This is a genomic window from Pelosinus sp. UFO1 (genome assembly GCF_000725345.1).
Classification (GTDB): domain Bacteria; phylum Bacillota; class Negativicutes; order DSM-13327; family DSM-13327; genus Pelosinus.
The window spans coordinates 4,926,660-4,945,020 of record NZ_CP008852.1; the positions used below are offsets into that span (position 1 = coordinate 4,926,660).

An 18,361-nucleotide genomic window follows, 5' to 3' on the forward strand; every position below is an offset into this window, starting at 1 on the left:
AATGTCAGACGTAGTTGCTTTGGATTTGAACAGTGATGGATTTGAGTAATAGTCAACCTTGTCTAGGGATACGTGCTTAATGTAAGGGGATTTTGGTATTGGAATTTTAACGTAACTAAACCAATGCAATTAATAGGAGGAAGGATCATATGAAAAAACGTTGGGTAGTTTTAGCGGTATCATGGATCGTATTTTTCGTGGCATTTCTCGATCGGGTAAATTTGTCGGTAGCTATGCCCCTCATCTCCAAGGAATTTTCACTATCCCCAGAACAAGTCGGATATCTTTTTAGTGCATTTTTTATTACATACACCATCTTTCAGATACCAGGTGGCTATCTGAGCGACAAAGTCGGGCCAAAAAAAGTGTTGCTTGTCGCCTTAGTATGGTGGTCGATTATGACAATGGCTACAGGGGTAGCTCGTTCATTTTCCCAATTTTTTATCGTACGTGTTCTCTTTGGTATTGGCGAAGGTCTTCAGCCTCCTTGCGCCTTCAAGCTAAATAGTAATTGGTTTCCCAATCAGGAACGGGCAACTGCGAATGCAATATTTACCTCAGCATGTTCCTTCGGTCCTGCTATTGCACCGTCAATCGCTGTGGCTATTATTGGTCTCTGGGGCTGGCATGCGCTCTTTTATATTTTTGGTGGATTAGGCTTTGTAATTCTTCCCTTGTTACATTTTCTGGTGAAAAATTCTCCGGAAGAGGATCCTACTATCTCGAAAGAGGAATTTGAGTATATAAAAAATGGACAAGTAGAAATAGCCCAGTCAACGTCAGATGAAACGAGTGTAGGACTCATGAGCGTACTGAAAAATCGGAATATCTGTTTATTAGCCCTTACTTATTTCGGATTTATGTGTGCATTCTTTGGTTTATTATCCTGGCTCCCCAGTTATTTAGTGAAAGCACGTGGTTTTGAATTGGTGAAAATGGGTATCTTCTCGGGATTGCCATTTTTAGCACTGGGAATTGCCCAACCATTTGGTGGATGGCTTTCCGATAAGGTGTTTAGCGGCCACCGCAAAACCCAGGCAATTCTTGTGAATTTAGCAGCTGGGCCAGTGCTTTATGGTGTGGTTGCAGCCCCAACAGAAAATATTGCTATGGGACTTCTGGTTTGCACAGGTTTTCTTGTAGGTATGGCGTTTGGTCCCTTATGGGCTATGCCGATGGAATCGGTTAAACGCAGTTATGTAGGTATGGCGACCGGCGTTATGAATGCAGGTGGTAGTATAGGTGGTATTTTATCTCCGATTATCATTGGATATTTGGTTGGCATGTCAGGTTATAATGCTGCATTCGTCTTTATGGGTGGTGCATTAGTCTTCACCGCTTTAGTTGTATCTTTAGTAAAATTACCTCAGAAAGTTGATGTGCATCTTACACCAACGACTGAAATTTAATTAAAACTACCAAAGATTTAAGTGATATTCAATAGGAGGGTCTGGGCTACGTAATTTGTAAACCAGACCCTCCTAGAATATCAGCGTTTTGTCATTTTTGTGCACTACAACGAAAGGAATGGTTACTATTATGGAAAAACAGGAAAATGAAAAAATCCCCATATTAGAGGCATTTAAATTAGTATTGCCATATTTGAATCAAATCGCACGGGAAGACATGGCAGTCGGATTAACTGATTTAAATGAGTATTTAGGATCTCACCAAGCGAAAGGTTTTGAAATTAATTTGCCAGTAGGCAAGCCGATTAAGGGCATAGGGCGAATTGAAGAATGTATAAAAACAGGCAAAGCCAATTATGCAGATATACCGAAAGAGATTTATGGCCGTCAACTTAAAACAATCTTCGTCCCTATCTATCAAAATAGTAAGGTTGTGGGTACGCTAAGTTCTGGTATAGATGCTCAGAACACCATGGATATGATTGATATCGTTGAGAAATTGACAGAGGCCACTGGTTATGCTACCAACAATGTTGAACAAGTGGCGCAGGGGGCATCTGATCTAGCGGAATCTGGACAAAATAGTATTAAGTTGGCTCAGGAAATGAGCGATAAAACCCGTCAGACTACCGAACTATTGGAATTTATAAAAGCCATTGCTGCTCAAACGAATCTCCTAGGTTTAAATGCTGCCATTGAGGCAGCTAGGGCGGGAGAACATGGTCGTGGCTTTGCTGTAGTGGCAGAAGAGGTTCGCAAACTGTCTGATCAGTCACAAGAGGCAATGAAAAAAATTCAAAAAACATTACAAGAAATGAATACGGCTGTGATGCAAATGGGTAAAGCAACGGAGATAACTGGGACAGTAAGTCAACAGCAGGCGGCATCTACCCAGGAAATAATGTCTACTCTTGAGGAGATTAATAGTACAGCAAAGCGATTAGAGTTAGTTATCAATCGGTATCGATGAACTAAAGCGTGTAGATATAAAGATAGAATGGGTGGATTTGGACTGGTTCGGATTGCCTCTACCAGGAATGTCCCGATTACTTATGAAGCCATGAATTTCGTGGCTTTTTTTGTTTTATATGGGTTTAAATAAAGAGTTAGTTACCTCCACAAAATAAGAGGGTGGTATATATTTCTCAAAAAGGTAAATTACTACAAGGGATTCATTCATATGATGAAGAAATCCCTTAACCTAATAGATGAAGAGTAGATCAATCCGCCATAAATTGAAATAGATTCATTGGGAGAGGATTGTAATGTGTGGGATTAAACCACAAGAGGAAGTGAAATTTTGGGTACTGCCACATTTGAATAACATTGAATTACTTCGTGCCACATATATTACCCACTCTTTTACAAGACACACCCATGAAGGATTTGGGATTGGCGTTATTGAAGGTGGTGCCCTTGAGTTCTTTTATCGAGGTGAAAAGCTGATTGCTCCTTCCGGGCACATCAATTTAGTGATTCCTGGAGAAGCTCATGACGGGCACGCTGCATCAGAGATAGGTTGGTCCTACCGGATGTTTTATCTTAAACCAGAACTGCTGCAACAAGCCGCTTTTGAGATCGCTGGTAAAGCAACTGGCATCCCCTTCTTTCGTGATGGCATTATAAAAGATGCTTATCTGGCTGCCCTTATAAGAAATTTCCATCTGATGCTGGAAGGGTCTGATATGCCCGTGATTGAACAAGAATCATATCTTTTAACAATGCTTACTCTGTGTATTTTACGTCATGCGAACGAACCTTTACTATTGCGAAGTGTAGGTAAACAGAAAAAAGAAGTGAATCGGGCAAGAGAATATATTGAGGATAATTATAAAGAGAATATTTCCATTCAACAGCTATCTACTATTTCTGGTCTCAGCCCGTTTCATTTAATACGTGTTTTTGGAGATAGCATTGGAGTTCCCCCACATCTATATCTGAAACAGGTGAAAATTAAGCGAGCCAAGGAGCTTCTAGCTAAGGGCGTTTCTCCGCTTTTTGTTGCCCACGAATTAGGATTTGTAGATCAAAGTCACTTTTCTAAACAATTCAAGCAAATTACCGGGATTACGCCTAGTAAATATAGCAATTTTATACAAGGATTCTCTCCGAAAAAAGTCTAAAATGGAGAAAAGCAATGGATTAAAAGTTAGGATTCCTATTGTTTTTTAAAAAACTTTAAAAAAGGGAGATGTCTATAAGTTGTATGTAACGGAATTATGGAGAAAAACATATCCCGGAGCTTGTGTGGGATTTATGGTTCTCAGCAATGTATTTACTGCCGGGCAGTGTATAGAGCTTAAGAAGTGCAAACGTAATTTAGAAATCAATCTTCGAGAAAAATTTGTAAATGAGGAAGAGTTATCTGGTCATGAGGCAATCAAGGCCTATAACGCATATTATAAGAGATACTCTAAGACGTACCACGTATTGCAGCAGCTGAAATCAATTGTCTTTAAAGGCAAGTCCATTCCTGATGTTACGGGACTCGTTGAGGCCATGTTTATGGCAGAACTTAAAAATTGCCTTTTAACTGCGGGGCATGATTATGAGATACTTAAGTTCCCTTTAAAGCTTGATGTAGGTATGGGGGATGAAAAATATATACTGATGAATGGTAAAGAACAAATTGTGAAACGTGATGATATGATGATTGCAGATACGGAAGGGATTATCTCAAGTGTTATACATGGTCCTGACTCACGTTCGCGAATTACAACTGAAACTCGAAAAGTTGTTTTTATAGTTTATGCCCCTTCAGGTATCTCGCAAGACGTAGTATTAGGTCATTTGTCCGACATCTACGCTTATGCAAAATTAGCAGCCCCTGATGCCAAAATAGAGCAACAAGAAGTATATAGTTAAAGCGTTTTGAGCTGTAAAATAAGGAATTTCAAATTGCAACCTATTATGAAACATAATGTAATTCTAAACGTTCATACGTAGTAGATGTTGCGGATTTGGGGTTAATAAGTAACTAATAAAGAGACTGTTTGCCAATATCAGCAAACAGTCTCTTTGTTTATAACATTAAAGATTAATCGGGGGGAACTGTACACTATAACCGCGAAAAAAGCCTTTAAATTATTGTATAAATTTGGAAGGCTTTTTGTTTAATGCGTCAAAGATAGATGTTATAGAATGTGATCTAAAAACTATTAAAAAATCAAAATTAGAAAGATGCGATTCAGAAGATCCATCCCTTTAATTATAACGAAATCCACGTTCCATATGAATAAATTACTCAGGGGTAAGCAATGGTGAAATTATATATGGGGGAGGAGTAAGGCAAGACGATTGGTATCCGTCCGGAATACAAAGGTATTAGGTGATATGAAAAGGGAGGCTAAAAAATTGCGTAAATTACTTTTCATGATTTTTTTCCTTGGATGCCTAGCTTTTACGAATTCCTCTTTCGCTGAAGAGAAAAAGGATGAATGGGTTGATCATTCTTACAATTTTAAGCAGTTAAAGACTATTTTGGTTCAATATTCTTTCAGTGATAGCGTAAAGCTTGATGAATCAGAAAAACAGAAACTAATTAATAAAATAAGTGAGATATTCTTTAATGGCAATCAAAAATCGAAGTTGCGATTCATACCATTATTGCAAGCGGAGGATACAATCGGGAAAATGGCTCAAACAAACATAACCGAACTCAAAGCCAGTGACTACGGGCAATATAATGACGTTATGGACAAAAACTTACCTAATATCGTTGATGCCATAGTTAAATTAAAAATCAATTCACAAGGATATACTACTTGGCATATCCCAGAAAGTACGGAACAAAAAATTGAGCATCATTACAGTTACGTAACTCGCTGGAATCAACAGCCACATGGTTTACCTTATGCGACTACGGAAACAATTGATAATCCGACTACTATCATAAAAATAATACCAGCCCACGATGTTCAAGTTGGTCATGCGGGTGTAGAAGTTGAGCTGTTATCAAATAATAATCCCCAAGTGGTATGGCATTTGACAGACATACGTGAAGCGGAAAGCAAGCAGCCTATCGATATGACGGGACGGATTTGCAAGCGAGCGATTGATAGACTAACAACATTAGCAAAAGGCAAAAGGTAACGCTCCTTATTACGGAGGGATGGCATATGAAAAAGCTAGTTCTCATAGTGACAATTCTATGGTTGACTTTTATCGGTATAAATCAAGGCAGTGCTGCTTGGGCTGCTGAAAGTTATCAAGTGACAAAGAACAACGAAAAGTTCGAAGTCGACTCTGTGACCCCTAAACTTGTAATGGAAGAAGTCAAACAGGGAGAAACGCTTCAGTCTATGGGGATATTTACAAGCGTGGCGGAAGAAAACGAGTTTATTTCTTTAGTAGGAAGGGACTACGATAAATTTCTAACGTCTTTTGCACTGATTACCTCGAAGCAAGACCTTGATGGATTTAATGCCAAAGTTTTTGCAGGTAATGTAAGGGGACTATTTACTATAAAAGAAGCAATTATAATGATTAATGGTAACGGTACAATATGGGCAGCAGTCATTGATGGAAACCAGGTCAAATTTTTTACGAACAGTAAAGGTGAGCAAGTCATTCCCAAGACTGTCGAAAAGTGGCGGGAGCGCTTTAAGGAAAAAGAAATCATTCTCATTCGATAAAATTGAAAAAGGAGTTAATCTAATATGAGTAAAATAAAGTGCTTGGCTATTATGCTAGCAGTTTGCATATTGACTTTATTTGTTTTTATTGGCAGTTCCAGCGCTGCCACGTCATTAGCGACAACAGAACAAATGCCAACGAAATCATCAAATAGCCTTTCTCAAAGTAAATCTATTGGGTTTGTGGACGTAAGCAGGATAATGTCAGAAAGTCCTATAGTGAAGTCCTTTCAGAATGAGCTTAATCAGAAAGGGAAAGAGTTATCTGATCAATTGGTAATAGAGGAGTCTAATCTACTGCTGAGCAATTCAAACAAAGGCAGAATGCACTTTACCAGGAGTTTCTTGAACTTAAAGATAATTTAGAAAAGCAGATAGATGAAAGTGTAAAACAAGCGGCGATTGTAGTTGTAAAAGAAAAAAAGCTGGATTTTGTTATTTATAAAAATAGTGATAATGAAAATCTACCTCCCGATAGTATAGATATTACTTCAGATGTTATAGATAAGATGCAAGTGATTAACCGGTAAAGAAGATTCGCCGTTTATTGATAACAATTGTAGGCAGATAATAAAAAAACAGGATGGTATCTCGATATTTGAATCGTTAGGAGAGGGAAAATGAATATTTTTATAAGAATAACCTGTTACTGCTGCACGATGTTGTTTATGCTACTTGTTTTTACAGGAGCAACATATGCCGAAGGCAAACCGTTATTTTCAGACTTTACTCCCAGCACAACCTGGGTTATGGATTCAAATTCAGGTGTAAAACTACTGGTTTTAACTTCTAAACCAGAGGGAGATGAGGGAATTGTTTACGATTGGGTGGGAGGAAGTCTTAATGGTTATGCTCAGGGTGAGGGGATTGTTAAAGAGTACAAAAAAGGTATTGTTACTTGCTTCTATAAGGGAAGCTTTGTCCGAGGTAAAATGCAAGGGCATTTTATTGGTAAAGTATTCGGGGCAAATGAGGGTAGTATTGAGTGGAACTGTATTGATGGAAATCTCACTGGAAAGCTTGCTCTGGTATCGGCAAAGATCAAAATGGAATTCAATATGGAGAATAACAAAATAAGTTCTGGTCTAATATCAATGCCAGATGAAAATAGTACGATAGAAATTAAATGTGCTAACGGGCAAGTCATTTCAGCCAAAATGAATTTTGCCAATGGTTCTTATGAAGGTGGCTTCAATCGAAATGGTATGAATGGAAGGGGTATTTTAAAAACAACTGACGGAACTATTTACGAAGGGGAGTTTTTGAACAATAATAAGCACGGAAAAGGAAAACTTATCTTTCCTAATGGTAAGGTCTACATCGGTGATTTTGTAGAAGGGGAGATTACAGGTGATGGGACCTTATATGATAGTGCTGGTAAAATTATTGGGCAAGGAAGATGGGAAAAAAGTAAGCTCGTCGAGTCAACACCCGCAGCAAACGATCCGGTGGCATACTATACCAGAGGGCTTACGTACGAACAAAATAGTAAAAATGATTTAGCACTGGCTGATTATAATCATGCAATTGAAATGGATCCTAAATGTATAGAAGCCTATAAATATCGGGGGCGGCTTTATGAAAAAATAAAAAAATATGATTTAGCGATTGCCGATTACAGCAGTATTCTCAAGAATGATCCCAATCATGGGAGTGCTTATGTTAGCCGTGGAGAGTGCTATAGAGTAACAGGACGAATTGATTTGGCAATTGCTGATTTTAATCAGGCGTTAGCAATTAACCCTAATGATGTAAATGCATATATTAAGCGGGGAGAATTATTTGCAGCACATAAACAGAATGACGTAGCACTTGCTGATTTAAATCGTGCGGTGGAACTTGAAAAATCAAATATACCTTTTGCTTTATATTCCCGAGCTAAGTTGTTAAAGAATATGGGGAGATATGAGGACGCATTTGAAGATTACAAACATGCATTGAGGAATGCCCCTCATGATATAGTTGTTTATTTTGAGCGTGGAAACCTCTATGAAGAGATGAGGCAATATGACTTAGCAATTGCTGATTATAGTAAGGGGATAGAGATATATCCGATTGTTGCCAATGGCTATCAAAAACGGGGAGCAGCCTATGGGAAAAGCGGGCAATATGATCTTGCTGCAGGCGATTATCGCAAAGCTTTACAATTGAAAATTGCCAGTTCTACACTTAATATGACATTTTTTAATTTGGCACAAGCTCTTGAATTAACTGAACAGCAAGAGGAAGCTGCTACATATTATCAAGAAGCACTAAAATACGGCTTACTAGATAAGTGGAAAGCAAAAGCTGAATCTAGGTTGAGCGGAGAATGGAATAGCTATAAAGAGTGGATGTAGTATTCAATTGATTACTAATAAATTGAATGAATCAACTCCATAAAAAAATCCTCGGCAATACGAATGTAGTATTGCCGAGGATCTTTTTAATTTTATAAGGAATTTGAGGCATATAGTGCCTGTAGCCTGTCGTTAACTTGCACTATATTGACCATATTTTTTCGGCAATATGCCAACTGCTTTTATACGGGACAAGGGACAGGAAGCTTGTCCCTCATCTTGACCGTCCAGTTTTTAATGGAGGCAAAATTAAAATGGGTGGATTTGCAAGGTCACAGCTCGTTTTTAAGACGCCTGTCATTTTTGATACTAAAAAGATTGCGAGTTTTTGATTAATAGATTACAATTTGTAAATAAGAACATTCTTATTCATGAATGAATATTTTTTTAAAAAACTATGTAAGAGATTCTATAGTTATACAGTGACTATTTAATAGCAATAAGATCCCACTCTTATGAATGAGTGGGATTTTAAACATAAAGGCTAGGAGGATTAGTTTGGATATTTCCAGTTTAGTTTTAGAGTATATACAAAACGATGTAGACTTAATCACGTGGAAAATTATTCTTAACTTTAAAACAATATTCTTAGGAATCATTATTGAAGCATTGCCTTTTATTTTAATCAGTGTAATCGTTTCGTCATTATTACATAATTTCGTTTCCGAGGAATTGATTCGTAGAGTGTTGCCTAAAAATAAAACATATAGCATTATGCTAGCGTGTTTTTTGGGAATGATTTTTCCAGCATGTGATTGTGGAATGGTACCAATTGTTAGACGGTTAGTAATGAAGGGTGTACCGTTATATTCTGCAGTGGCATTTATGCTTTCTGCCCCTATTATTAATCCAGTAGTAGCTACTGCTACGACATATGCTTTTAATAGCAGTGAAATGGCCTTAACTAGGATAAGTGTTGCTTTTTTAATAGCCTTTACCACAGGATGGTTAATCAGTAAGTTGTTTAAAGGTACGGAGTTAAAAGATATGGAACATAGCCATAATCATAGTTGCGGTTGTACATGTCATTCGCATAGTGAACATAAAGTGCTGTTGCGCGAAAAATTCTTGAATGTTCTAGATGATGCGTGTAATGAGTTTTTTGAAATGGGAAAGTATTTAATACTTGGATCATTTATAGGTGCGGCTGTACAGACCTTTATACCTCGAGGACTTCTTCTGAATATTGGTCATGAACCACTACTATCAATCATCGTAATGATGTTATTTGCATTTGCAATTTCGGTCTGTTCCTCTGCCGATGCATTTATTGCTTCATCATTTAGCACTAGTTTTACGACTGGATCACTTGTTGCTTTTATGGTTTTCGGTCCAATGATAGATATAAAGAATACGTTAATGCTTTTACATACTTTTCGTTTACGGTTCGTGATTTTCTTGGTGGCGATAGTTTCGTTATTATGCGTATTAGAAACATATCTATTGATTAATATATTATAGAAGTGAGGTCACGTTAGAAATGCCACAATTAAACAGGGATATTTTCGTAAGAGTTGTACTATTATTGGGATTTATTATACTGTTATTTTCAATAATCACTACTAGCCAGTTAACTTTATATGTTCATCCCAGAGTTACGAGTTTAATCAAAATATCCGGATATATACTCTTTATGATGTTTCTAAGACAGTGTTGGAATTTAAAGAAGGCATGGAATCAGTCTGTATGCGGATCTCATAGTCATAGAACATATTGGAAATATTCCCCGTTCGTTCTGACCTTGTTAATCGCTTTTATATTACCGAATTCATCTCTTAACGCAAGCTTAGTTAATAATAAAGGCTTGAATAGTCAGATTTCCAATGAAGTTTCTAACAGAGAATACCGGCCATTGGCAGATGAACTTCGACAAACAAACTTTATTAAAGTTTCGGATCAAAACTTTCTTGGAGTTATGTCTGAAATTAATCGTTATCCTAAAGAGTATGCAGGGAAAGAGATTGAGATGAAGGGATTTATTTTTAAAGGTTCAGCAACATCTCCCAATCGGTTCTCTTTAGTTAGATATGTTATTGGATGTTGTGTGGCAGATGCTTCTCCTTATGGTCTCTTGTGCGAAATTAAAGATGCAGCGAATTACACTGATGGAAATTGGTATCAAATTCAAGGAATTATAGAAACCAATGAGTATCAAGGAAAAGAATTTCCTATTATTAAAATTACATGGGTCAAGCAAATCGATGCGTTGTTTTCTCCTTATGTTTTCCCTTAAGGTTAACACTAACTGAGTTTGCTTAGCTAGCATTTAGGAAGTATATGTTATAGTTTACTATTTTACATTAATGGGGGGAATCTGTTGAAACAGAGATGGTATACGATTTGTTATTCTTTAATATTCTTAGGTTTGATGGCTTTTCTATTTACTTATTTTGAGTTAGATACACAAACAAAAAACATTGTTGACTCTAGTTCTTCTCATTATGAAAATGCAATCGTATTATCAAAGAGTATGCTTATAGATGAACACCCAGATTATTATCAAGAGGAATTGGTTAAAGTACGGTTAGAGACTGGGGCAAATAAAGGTCAAATCGTAGAAATTAGACATTCTATTGCTGCGAAGCAACAGATTTTTGATTTAGTTGTAAACCCCGGAGATCGTTTGGTTATCGAAATTCTCAATGAAAATGGAATAGAAGGCTATTATATAGGTGATTTTTATCGAATTCCATATTTCATATTATTATTAGGTATATTATTATTAGGATTATTTATTTTTGGACGAATTACAGGTGTTAAGTCATTAATAGGCATTGGACTTGTTTTGTTTTTGCTTTGGCATGGTTTTTTAGCGCATACCATGCACTCACAGTTAAATATCTATTTGCTGACTCTATTGTATTGTGGATTTATAAGCCTACTTGTACTTATGTTAGTTGGTGGTTTTAGAAAAAAAACATGGGCAGCTTTGCTTGGTACTTGGGGCGGTGTTTTTATTGCAGGCTTATTATCCTATATGACAATACAACTCATGCATTTGACGGGTATTGATACAGAAGAGGCTGTTACTCTAAAAGCGGGTATACCTTCAATCGATTTTCAAGGCATATTGTTCGCGAGTATAATCATTGGTGCGTTAGGGGCTATTATAGATGTAACAATTTCTATAGCTTCAGCTCAATATGAAATATGGGCTGCAAATCCGAAAATTGACTGGAGAGATCTGTATAAACGCGGTATGAATGTTGGCAGAGACATGATGGGTGCTATGGTTAATACTCTAATTTTGGCATATGTTGGTGGTTTTATGCCATCATTACTATTGCTAGCTAGCTATAATGGTGTGTCTTTTACCCATATAATCAATACACAAAGTATTATGACCGAATTAATTAGGGCGATAATAGGAAGTATTGGTTTGATTTATGCAATACCTCTCACGGCCATCATTTCGTCTATGCTTTTGTGTTGCAAGAAACCACAGTAAATCACTGGTTCAGCTCGTCTCCACAACAAAAAAGCCTCGGCAATACTACTAATGTAGTGTTGTCGAGGATTTTTTGTTTTATAAGGTTTTATAATGATCTTTTTGGGGCATATAGTGCCTGTATCCAGTCGTTAGCTTGCACTATATTGACCATATTTTTTCGGCGATATGCCAACTGCTTTTGTAAACGCTTTTAAGAAGTTGCTGTAATCATTAAAGCCACACTTCTCACAGACTTCACCGACTCCGTGCCCCATAGTTAATAAAGATTTTGCGATGGTAATACGCCGGGCATTAATGTACTTGTTAATCGTGGTGCCTGTAGTTGCCTTGAAAATCCTGCAGATATAAGAGGTACTGATGTAGAACTGTTCTGCCAGCTGTTCTACAGTAATCACCTCGGTAATATGTTGATTGATGTAGGTCAGGATTTCTTGCACCTGTTGATTGTACTGAAAGTTGGAATCCGCTATTTCTGAGCTATGGTTGTTGATAAATAAACTATTGATCATAACCATCATTTCCATAAAAGCTACCCGTTCAAGAATATCACTGCCAAATTCATTTAATGTAGTTATTTTGCCAATATAATAAAGAAAGCGATGCTGCTGCTCTTTGTTTAATGAAATACGATGGTTAAATAGCTGATTACGCTCGGTAAAACAATAGTTCAGGTCTGTTTTTGTCGTCGAAATTTCCTTTAAAAAATCAGGGTGGATCGAGATAATAATACGTTCATGAACCATGTTATTGATTTGGGTTAGATAATGGCTCTCAAATTGATTGATAATAAATAAATCTCCTGGATTAATATCATAAAAACGGTTATCGATAAGAAACTGTCTCCCGCCTGAAATGGAATAATAGATTTCATAACAATCATGGATATGCATATCCATGATTTTCTCTTCTTTGTGCAAATGTGCGATTGCATAATATTTGTTTTTCAGGCATTCCAAGATTGCTAACTTGCAAGATGTGAATTTCTCCATAGTACACATCCTTTCTATGCTAATTATAATGGGCTTGTTCAAGATATGCAATATTTATAAGAAAGAATGACAAGATTATGAAATATTAGTATGATATACTGCTTTCATAGGTAAGATAAGCAAGAATCTAGCAACAGGGGTTTTAAATAAAAAGGAGGTAAAATAGAATGGATATTTTGAAAAAGTTTTCCCTGGAGGGAAAAGTTGCATTAGTAACTGGCGGATCGTATGGAATAGGTTTTGCAATTGGGAGTGCTTATGCCCAAGCAGGTGCAAAGATTGTTTTTAATGATATAAATCAAGATTTGGTGGATAAAGGAATCAAAGCTTATAAAGAAGCTGGAATCAATGCTTTTGGCTATGTATCTGACGTAACTAAGGAAGAGGAAGTACAAGCCATGGTAGCAAAAGTGGAACAAGAGGTTGGTATCATTGATATTCTTGTAAACAACGCTGGTATTATTAAACGTATTCCGATGCATGAAATGTCAGCAGCAGAATTTCGTCAGGTAATCGATATCGATTTAAATGGACCATTTATCGTGGCAAAAGCAGTAATACCTTCAATGATTAAAAAAGGTCATGGGAAAATTATCAACATCTGTTCGATGATGAGTGAACTTGGACGTGAAACAGTATCTGCGTATGCAGCCGCTAAAGGCGGATTGAAGATGTTAACAAGAAATATTGCATCAGAATATGGACAGTATAATATCCAATGTAATGGCCTTGGACCTGGTTATATTGCAACCCCACAAACAGCACCTCTAAGAGAAGAAGGACATCCATTCAATAGCTTTATTATTGCAAAAACACCGGCTGCTCGCTGGGGAACACCTGAAGATTTACAGAGCCCTGCAGTATTTTTAGCATCCGATGCTTCTGATTTTGTTAACGGACATATCCTTTATGTAGATGGCGGTATCTTAGCTTATATTGGAAAACAACCGTAACTTTAGAATTGGATTATAGGAGGCGTAAAAATATGAAAATTGCATTAATCAATGAAAATAGCCAAGCGGCTAAAAATGAAATGATTTGTTCCGCTTTGAAAAAAGTGGTAGAACCTATGGGCCATGAAGTATTTAACTACGGAATGTATGGTGCTGAGGATAAAGAGCAATTGACTTATGTACAGAATGGAATTCTGGCAGCGATCTTGTTAAACTCAAAAGCAGTAGATTATGTTATAACAGGATGTGGCACAGGAGAAGGTGCTATGTTATCGTGCAATTCCTTTCCAGGAGTGTTATGCGGACATGTGGTGGATCCATCCGATGCCTATATGTTTGCTCAAATCAATGACGGAAATGCAATTGCGTTACCCTTTGCCAAAGGATTTGGCTGGGGTGCTGAATTAAACCTTGAATACATTTTTGAAAAATTATTTCTAGGCGAAAGCGGGCAAGGTTATCCAAAAGATAGAGTAATCCCAGAACAACGCAACAAGAAAATCTTAGATGAAGTTAAAAAAGTAACTCATCAAGATATGCTGACGATATTAAAAAATATTGATCAAGAGTTATTAAAAGGTGCAGTAAGTGGAGAGAAATTCCAAGAGTATTTCTTCGCAAATTGCAAAAATGACGAAATTGCCGCTTATATCAAACGTGTATTAGCTTAACTGCACAAAAAAATGCCCTAAAGTTCAGAGCGAATGAACTTTAGGGCATTTGTCGTTTGGAAGCACTCGAAGTGTAATTTGAACTAGGGGTTGTATGTAAGATTTGAACATCCTTTTAATTAGATGAATAAGGGGGGATGCAGAGTCTTGGAGTCCCTATTCGCTTGTAGTGTTGGAATCGGTTGAATGATTCAATTTGTATGAAAAAAATAAATTAACTAGGGGTACAAGGAAAAGATAAAAGGCATAAGGGATAAAGGCTGAATCTGTTGCGAGTGCAGCGGCAGGAACAGCTCCTGCAATATTCCAGGGGATGATAGCGGAGAGTACGATGACCGTATTTTCCATGTCGAGGGCCAATTGGTACTTGGTACGTTGTTTTTTCTCATAGATTTTATAGGCAAATTGATGGGTGAGCATGACTGCCAATGTTTGGTTGCAGCTAAAAGCAGCGGTAGCGATGCTGGATAGTATTGTAGTAGGATAGACACTGATTTTTTCGCTAAGTCGCTCGAAGAAAAGTTCAATTGGCTGTAATAAACCAGTTCCCTCAAAAATGCCGGAGTAGGAAGAGGAAATTAAAACAATTAGAGCAACTTTCAGCATAGAATATAGGCCGCCACCCTGAATGATATTGGCAAAGAAGCCGCCCTGTTCCATGGTGTAGCCTGTCATAATGTATGTTGCCATTTGTGAAATGGATATGTGTTGAACATAAACGCCAATCAGGATACCAGAAAGTATGCTGATACCCATTGATAATTTTACATCAATCCGAAAGGCTGCTAACAGGAGTATAATGGCAGCGGGAAATAAGGTAATTATGCCTATATCAAAAGATTTCAATATCTCGTCTGTCATTTGCGTGTTATAAAAGGACAGAGGATTCGCATTTGATAAGTAGGTATATCCTATAATTGAAAAGATAAATGGCAGGATCGAAGTTTTCATCATATTATTTATATTTATATACAGCTTGGTATCTGTCAAAGACGCTATAAGATTAGCACTCGAAGACATAGGGGAGCAGCGATCACCAAAATAGGCTCCTGCGATGATGGCACCTGCCGTCATATTGATATCAACATTACCCCCTTTGGCTAGTACCATAAGTACTACACCAATGGTTCCCACGGTGCCAAAAGAGGTTCCGAGTAAAAAGGATACTAGGCAGCAGAGTAAAAAGGCGGATAGTATGAAGTACTTTGCACTGACAAAGGCAATTGCATAATACACTATAAAGGAGATCGTTCCACTGGCTCGCCAAACAGCTGTTATTGCGCCGATCAGGACAAAAATCTTGATGACAATAAGGGACTTTTTTGAGCCGATCATCATCATGTGAAGTAAATTTGTTACAGTATAACCTCGACGTAACGAGAGTAAAGAGAAGCAGATAAGCCCTAAAAGCAGAGAGTAAATAATGGAAATATCATGATAAATGCTAAAAAGCAGAGAAATAAAAAAAAGAATAAAGACGATTATAGTGTCCAAAGTCATCACTTCTTCCATAATTATTTAATAAGATTGATTAGATACTAAGACACTTCAAATCTTATAGTGTATGTGCACTCCAAGTCAAGGCTGAAAAATGACTCTTAACGTTGCATTTTGGCACTATTTGACGAATTTGGCTATTGGGTGTACAATGAACAATATTAAAAAGAAAATTTTGGCAAACCAATTGAAAAATTGGGACGCAAAGCTATGGGTCTAAAGACAAGTTGTCTATGATTGCCAGGTTGCTAGTGAATCATAAATATTAATTATGATAAGTTAATTAGCACTTGCCTTGGGCAGGTGCTATTTTTGTTGGGAGATAGGTAGGCCTTCAGGGTGGCTAGCTGGCAATTTGGGCAAGTAGTGAAAAATGAAGTTGGAGGAGAATTTTTTATGAATTTGCTTAAATGGATGGGAAAAAGTATTCAGGTAAAGGTTACAGCTGTTTTAGTGATTGGGTTATTACTTACATTAAGTATTCTAGGAGTATGTAATTTCTATAATGCAAAAAGCATATTAGTTTCAGATGTTGAGGAGGATCTTGTCCACCGAGCAAATGCCTATGCTGAAGACATTGGAACGTGGAAAGGCACTCGAGAAATCGAAGTTTCAATATTGGCAACGAACCAAAGTGTTGTTAATGGAGATACGGCGGGCGCACTTGCTTACTTAAAAGAAGAGATCAAGCGCAATCCGATTTATTCACGGTTTTGGCTTGTAGATGCTAAGGGGCAATCCATTCATACATCGGGTGATAGAACGAATATCGCTGATCGTGACTATTTTAAACAGGTCATGTCAACTGGCAAAGTGGTAACTACCGATCCTATTATTTCTAAGGCGGATGGCAAAATGGTAGTATCTGTTGTTGCTCCGATCAAAAAGAACAACCAGATTATAGGTGCTCTCGGCGGTACAGTCCCTATTGATGCTCTCATTTCACGTGTTAATGAAATTAAGGTTGCACAAAGTGGTTATGCCTATGTCATTCAAGGTGATGGATTAATCATTATACATCCTGATAAAGAACAAGTCATGAAGACCAATATACTAAAGGATCCTGATGGAAATAATCAGCTTAAAACGGTAATGAATAAAATGGTAAATGGGGAAACTGGAACTGGTAATTACGTAGATGGGGGCATTACAAAGTATGTAGCTTACGCTCCTATTCCCGGAACTCACTGGAGTTTAGGGATTAATGCCCCAGAAAAAGAGATTTTTGTAAAATTAACACCGTTTCTAAGGTCCTCCCTTATTACAATTGGCTTGATTCTTATTGCTGCTTGTGGTTTTGGTATTCTAATTTCAAGGCGTTTAACGAAACCGATTATACGATTGAATCAAGCGATTGAAAAAATGGCAGAAGGTGACTTAACTTCTCAAGTGGCTGTTATTGGTGGGGCGACAACGCAGAGTGTCGCGGGCAAGGACGAGTTAGAAGCAATGGGGATTTATTTTGATAGTATGGTGAAAAAAATACGCAGTTTGGTTCAACAAATTGCTACCTCAGCAGAGCAGGTAGCAGCATCTTCCGAGGAACTTACGGCAAGTGCAGAACAATCTTCTATAGCTGCCAATCAAGTAGCTGAAACGATAACGGAAGTAGCTTCAGGCAGTGCTTCCCAAATGCAAGCAGTCGATGCTGCAACGGATGTTGTTGAGAAAATGTCTGCTAGTATACAGCAGGTAGCTGCTCATTCTGAAAATGTAGCAGCAACTGCCGAAAAGACCGCGCTTGCTGCCCGAAGTGGTGGTAAGGCAATCGAAGATACTACCAAACAGATGGAAAATATCGAAAAAACAGTAACAAATTCAGCCCAGGTTGTTGAAAAACTTGGCGACCGTTCCAAAGAAATCGGCCAAATTGTTGATACGATTGCTGGAATTGCCGGTCAAACAAATCTCCTTGCATTAAATGCCGCTATCGAAGCAGCACGTGCTGGCGAGCAGGGCAGAGGGTTTGCTGTGGTAGCGGAAGAAGTTCGTAAACTAGCTGAACAATCCGAGGACGCAGCAAAGCATATTGCAGTACTCATTGGTGAAATTCAAGGGGATACAGAAATAGCGGTTAATGTGATGTCTGAAGGAACAAAAGAAGTCAAGCGAGGTTCAGAAGTAGTTCATACAGCAGGCAAGGCCTTCGGCGAAATCTTGAATTTAATAGAGCAAGTTTCTGATCAAATTCGGGATATCTCTGCTGCCATTCAACAGGTAGCAGGTGGTAGTGAGCAAATTGTTTCCTCAATTAAGGAAATCGACAGAATAAGCGGCGCGACAGCAGGATATACGCAAACTGTTTCGGCATCAACTGAGGAACAGTCTGCTTCGATGGAAGAGATCGCCGCTTCCAGTGAAGCCTTAGCCAAAATGTCTGAAGAACTTCGATCGATTATAGCCCAATTTAAAGTATAA

General features: G+C 37.7%; 16 protein-coding genes and 1 riboswitch. Of the genes, 14 read left to right on the forward strand and 2 right to left on the reverse strand.

Annotated elements, in window-relative coordinates; genetic code table 11:
• The first annotated feature begins 149 nt into the window (after window positions 1-149).
• The 11 genes from UFO1_RS23130 (at window position 150) to UFO1_RS23180 (ending at window position 11,830) form a co-directional block, all read left to right on the forward strand.
• On the forward strand, window positions 150-1,409 hold the full coding sequence (locus UFO1_RS23130) for an MFS transporter (protein ID WP_038674548.1): 1,260 nt from the start codon (window positions 150-152) through the stop codon (window positions 1,407-1,409).
• A gap of 478 nt (window positions 1,410-1,887) precedes the next feature.
• Entirely contained in the window at window positions 1,888-2,379 is a 492-nt protein-coding gene (locus UFO1_RS26275; protein ID WP_236639453.1) for a methyl-accepting chemotaxis protein, read from the forward strand.
• Window positions 2,380-2,674: 295 nt separating this feature from the next.
• Entirely contained in the window at window positions 2,675-3,532 is an 858-nt protein-coding gene (locus UFO1_RS23140; RefSeq protein WP_038674552.1) for an AraC family transcriptional regulator, read from the forward strand.
• A 79-nt stretch (window positions 3,533-3,611) separates the two neighbouring features.
• Window positions 3,612-4,274 (forward strand): tRNA synthetase subunit beta, encoded by a 663-nt coding sequence (locus UFO1_RS23145; protein WP_038674554.1) that lies wholly within the window; start codon window positions 3,612-3,614, stop codon window positions 4,272-4,274.
• Window positions 4,275-4,763: 489 nt separating this feature from the next.
• Window positions 4,764-5,501, forward strand: a complete 738-nt coding sequence (locus UFO1_RS23150; protein WP_144390917.1) for a hypothetical protein — start codon at window positions 4,764-4,766, stop codon at window positions 5,499-5,501.
• A gap of 26 nt (window positions 5,502-5,527) precedes the next feature.
• On the forward strand, window positions 5,528-6,043 hold the full coding sequence (locus UFO1_RS23155; RefSeq protein ID WP_038674557.1) for a hypothetical protein: 516 nt from the start codon (window positions 5,528-5,530) through the stop codon (window positions 6,041-6,043).
• 24 nt (window positions 6,044-6,067) lie between these two features.
• Complete coding sequence (locus UFO1_RS23160; protein ID WP_051789064.1) at window positions 6,068-6,409, forward strand: OmpH family outer membrane protein; 342 nt, start codon at window positions 6,068-6,070, stop codon at window positions 6,407-6,409.
• 254 nt (window positions 6,410-6,663) lie between these two features.
• Window positions 6,664-8,382: a tetratricopeptide repeat protein gene (locus UFO1_RS23165; protein WP_038674559.1), complete on the forward strand. Its 1,719-nt coding sequence runs from the start codon at window positions 6,664-6,666 to the stop codon at window positions 8,380-8,382.
• Window positions 8,383-8,880: 498 nt separating this feature from the next.
• A complete protein-coding gene (locus UFO1_RS23170; protein WP_236639288.1) occupies window positions 8,881-9,843 on the forward strand; it encodes a permease in 963 nt (320 codons plus the stop codon).
• A gap of 19 nt (window positions 9,844-9,862) precedes the next feature.
• Window positions 9,863-10,615: a TIGR03943 family protein gene (locus UFO1_RS24670; protein ID WP_038674561.1), complete on the forward strand. Its 753-nt coding sequence runs from the start codon at window positions 9,863-9,865 to the stop codon at window positions 10,613-10,615.
• A gap of 84 nt (window positions 10,616-10,699) precedes the next feature.
• On the forward strand, window positions 10,700-11,830 hold the full coding sequence (locus tag UFO1_RS23180; RefSeq protein WP_051789066.1) for a YibE/F family protein: 1,131 nt from the start codon (window positions 10,700-10,702) through the stop codon (window positions 11,828-11,830).
• 131 nt (window positions 11,831-11,961) lie between these two features.
• Here the strand turns inward: UFO1_RS23180 and UFO1_RS23185 are convergent, their stop codons facing one another.
• Window positions 11,962-12,822, reverse strand: coding sequence for an AraC family transcriptional regulator (locus UFO1_RS23185; RefSeq protein ID WP_038674563.1), 861 nt, complete (start codon window positions 12,820-12,822; stop codon window positions 11,962-11,964).
• 167 nt (window positions 12,823-12,989) lie between these two features.
• Between UFO1_RS23185 and UFO1_RS23190 the strand changes: the two genes are divergently transcribed.
• Together UFO1_RS23190 and UFO1_RS23195 are read left to right on the forward strand one after the other, a co-directional pair.
• Window positions 12,990-13,775: a gluconate 5-dehydrogenase gene (locus tag UFO1_RS23190; RefSeq protein WP_038674565.1), complete on the forward strand. Its 786-nt coding sequence runs from the start codon at window positions 12,990-12,992 to the stop codon at window positions 13,773-13,775.
• 32 nt (window positions 13,776-13,807) lie between these two features.
• Complete coding sequence (locus tag UFO1_RS23195) at window positions 13,808-14,446, forward strand: RpiB/LacA/LacB family sugar-phosphate isomerase (protein WP_038674567.1); 639 nt, start codon at window positions 13,808-13,810, stop codon at window positions 14,444-14,446.
• A gap of 156 nt (window positions 14,447-14,602) precedes the next feature.
• Here the strand turns inward: UFO1_RS23195 and UFO1_RS23200 are convergent, their stop codons facing one another.
• The gene (locus UFO1_RS23200; RefSeq protein WP_038675606.1) at window positions 14,603-15,940 is read right to left on the reverse strand and encodes a Na+/H+ antiporter NhaC family protein; all 1,338 of its coding nucleotides are present in this window, start codon (window positions 15,938-15,940) and stop codon (window positions 14,603-14,605) included.
• Window positions 15,941-16,110: 170 nt separating this feature from the next.
• Window positions 16,111-16,196: riboswitch (cyclic di-GMP riboswitch) on the forward strand.
• A 143-nt stretch (window positions 16,197-16,339) separates the two neighbouring features.
• On the opposite strand from UFO1_RS23200, the gene UFO1_RS23205 reads away from it, so the two are divergent.
• Window positions 16,340-18,361 (forward strand): methyl-accepting chemotaxis protein, encoded by a 2,022-nt coding sequence (locus UFO1_RS23205; protein ID WP_038675608.1) that lies wholly within the window; start codon window positions 16,340-16,342, stop codon window positions 18,359-18,361.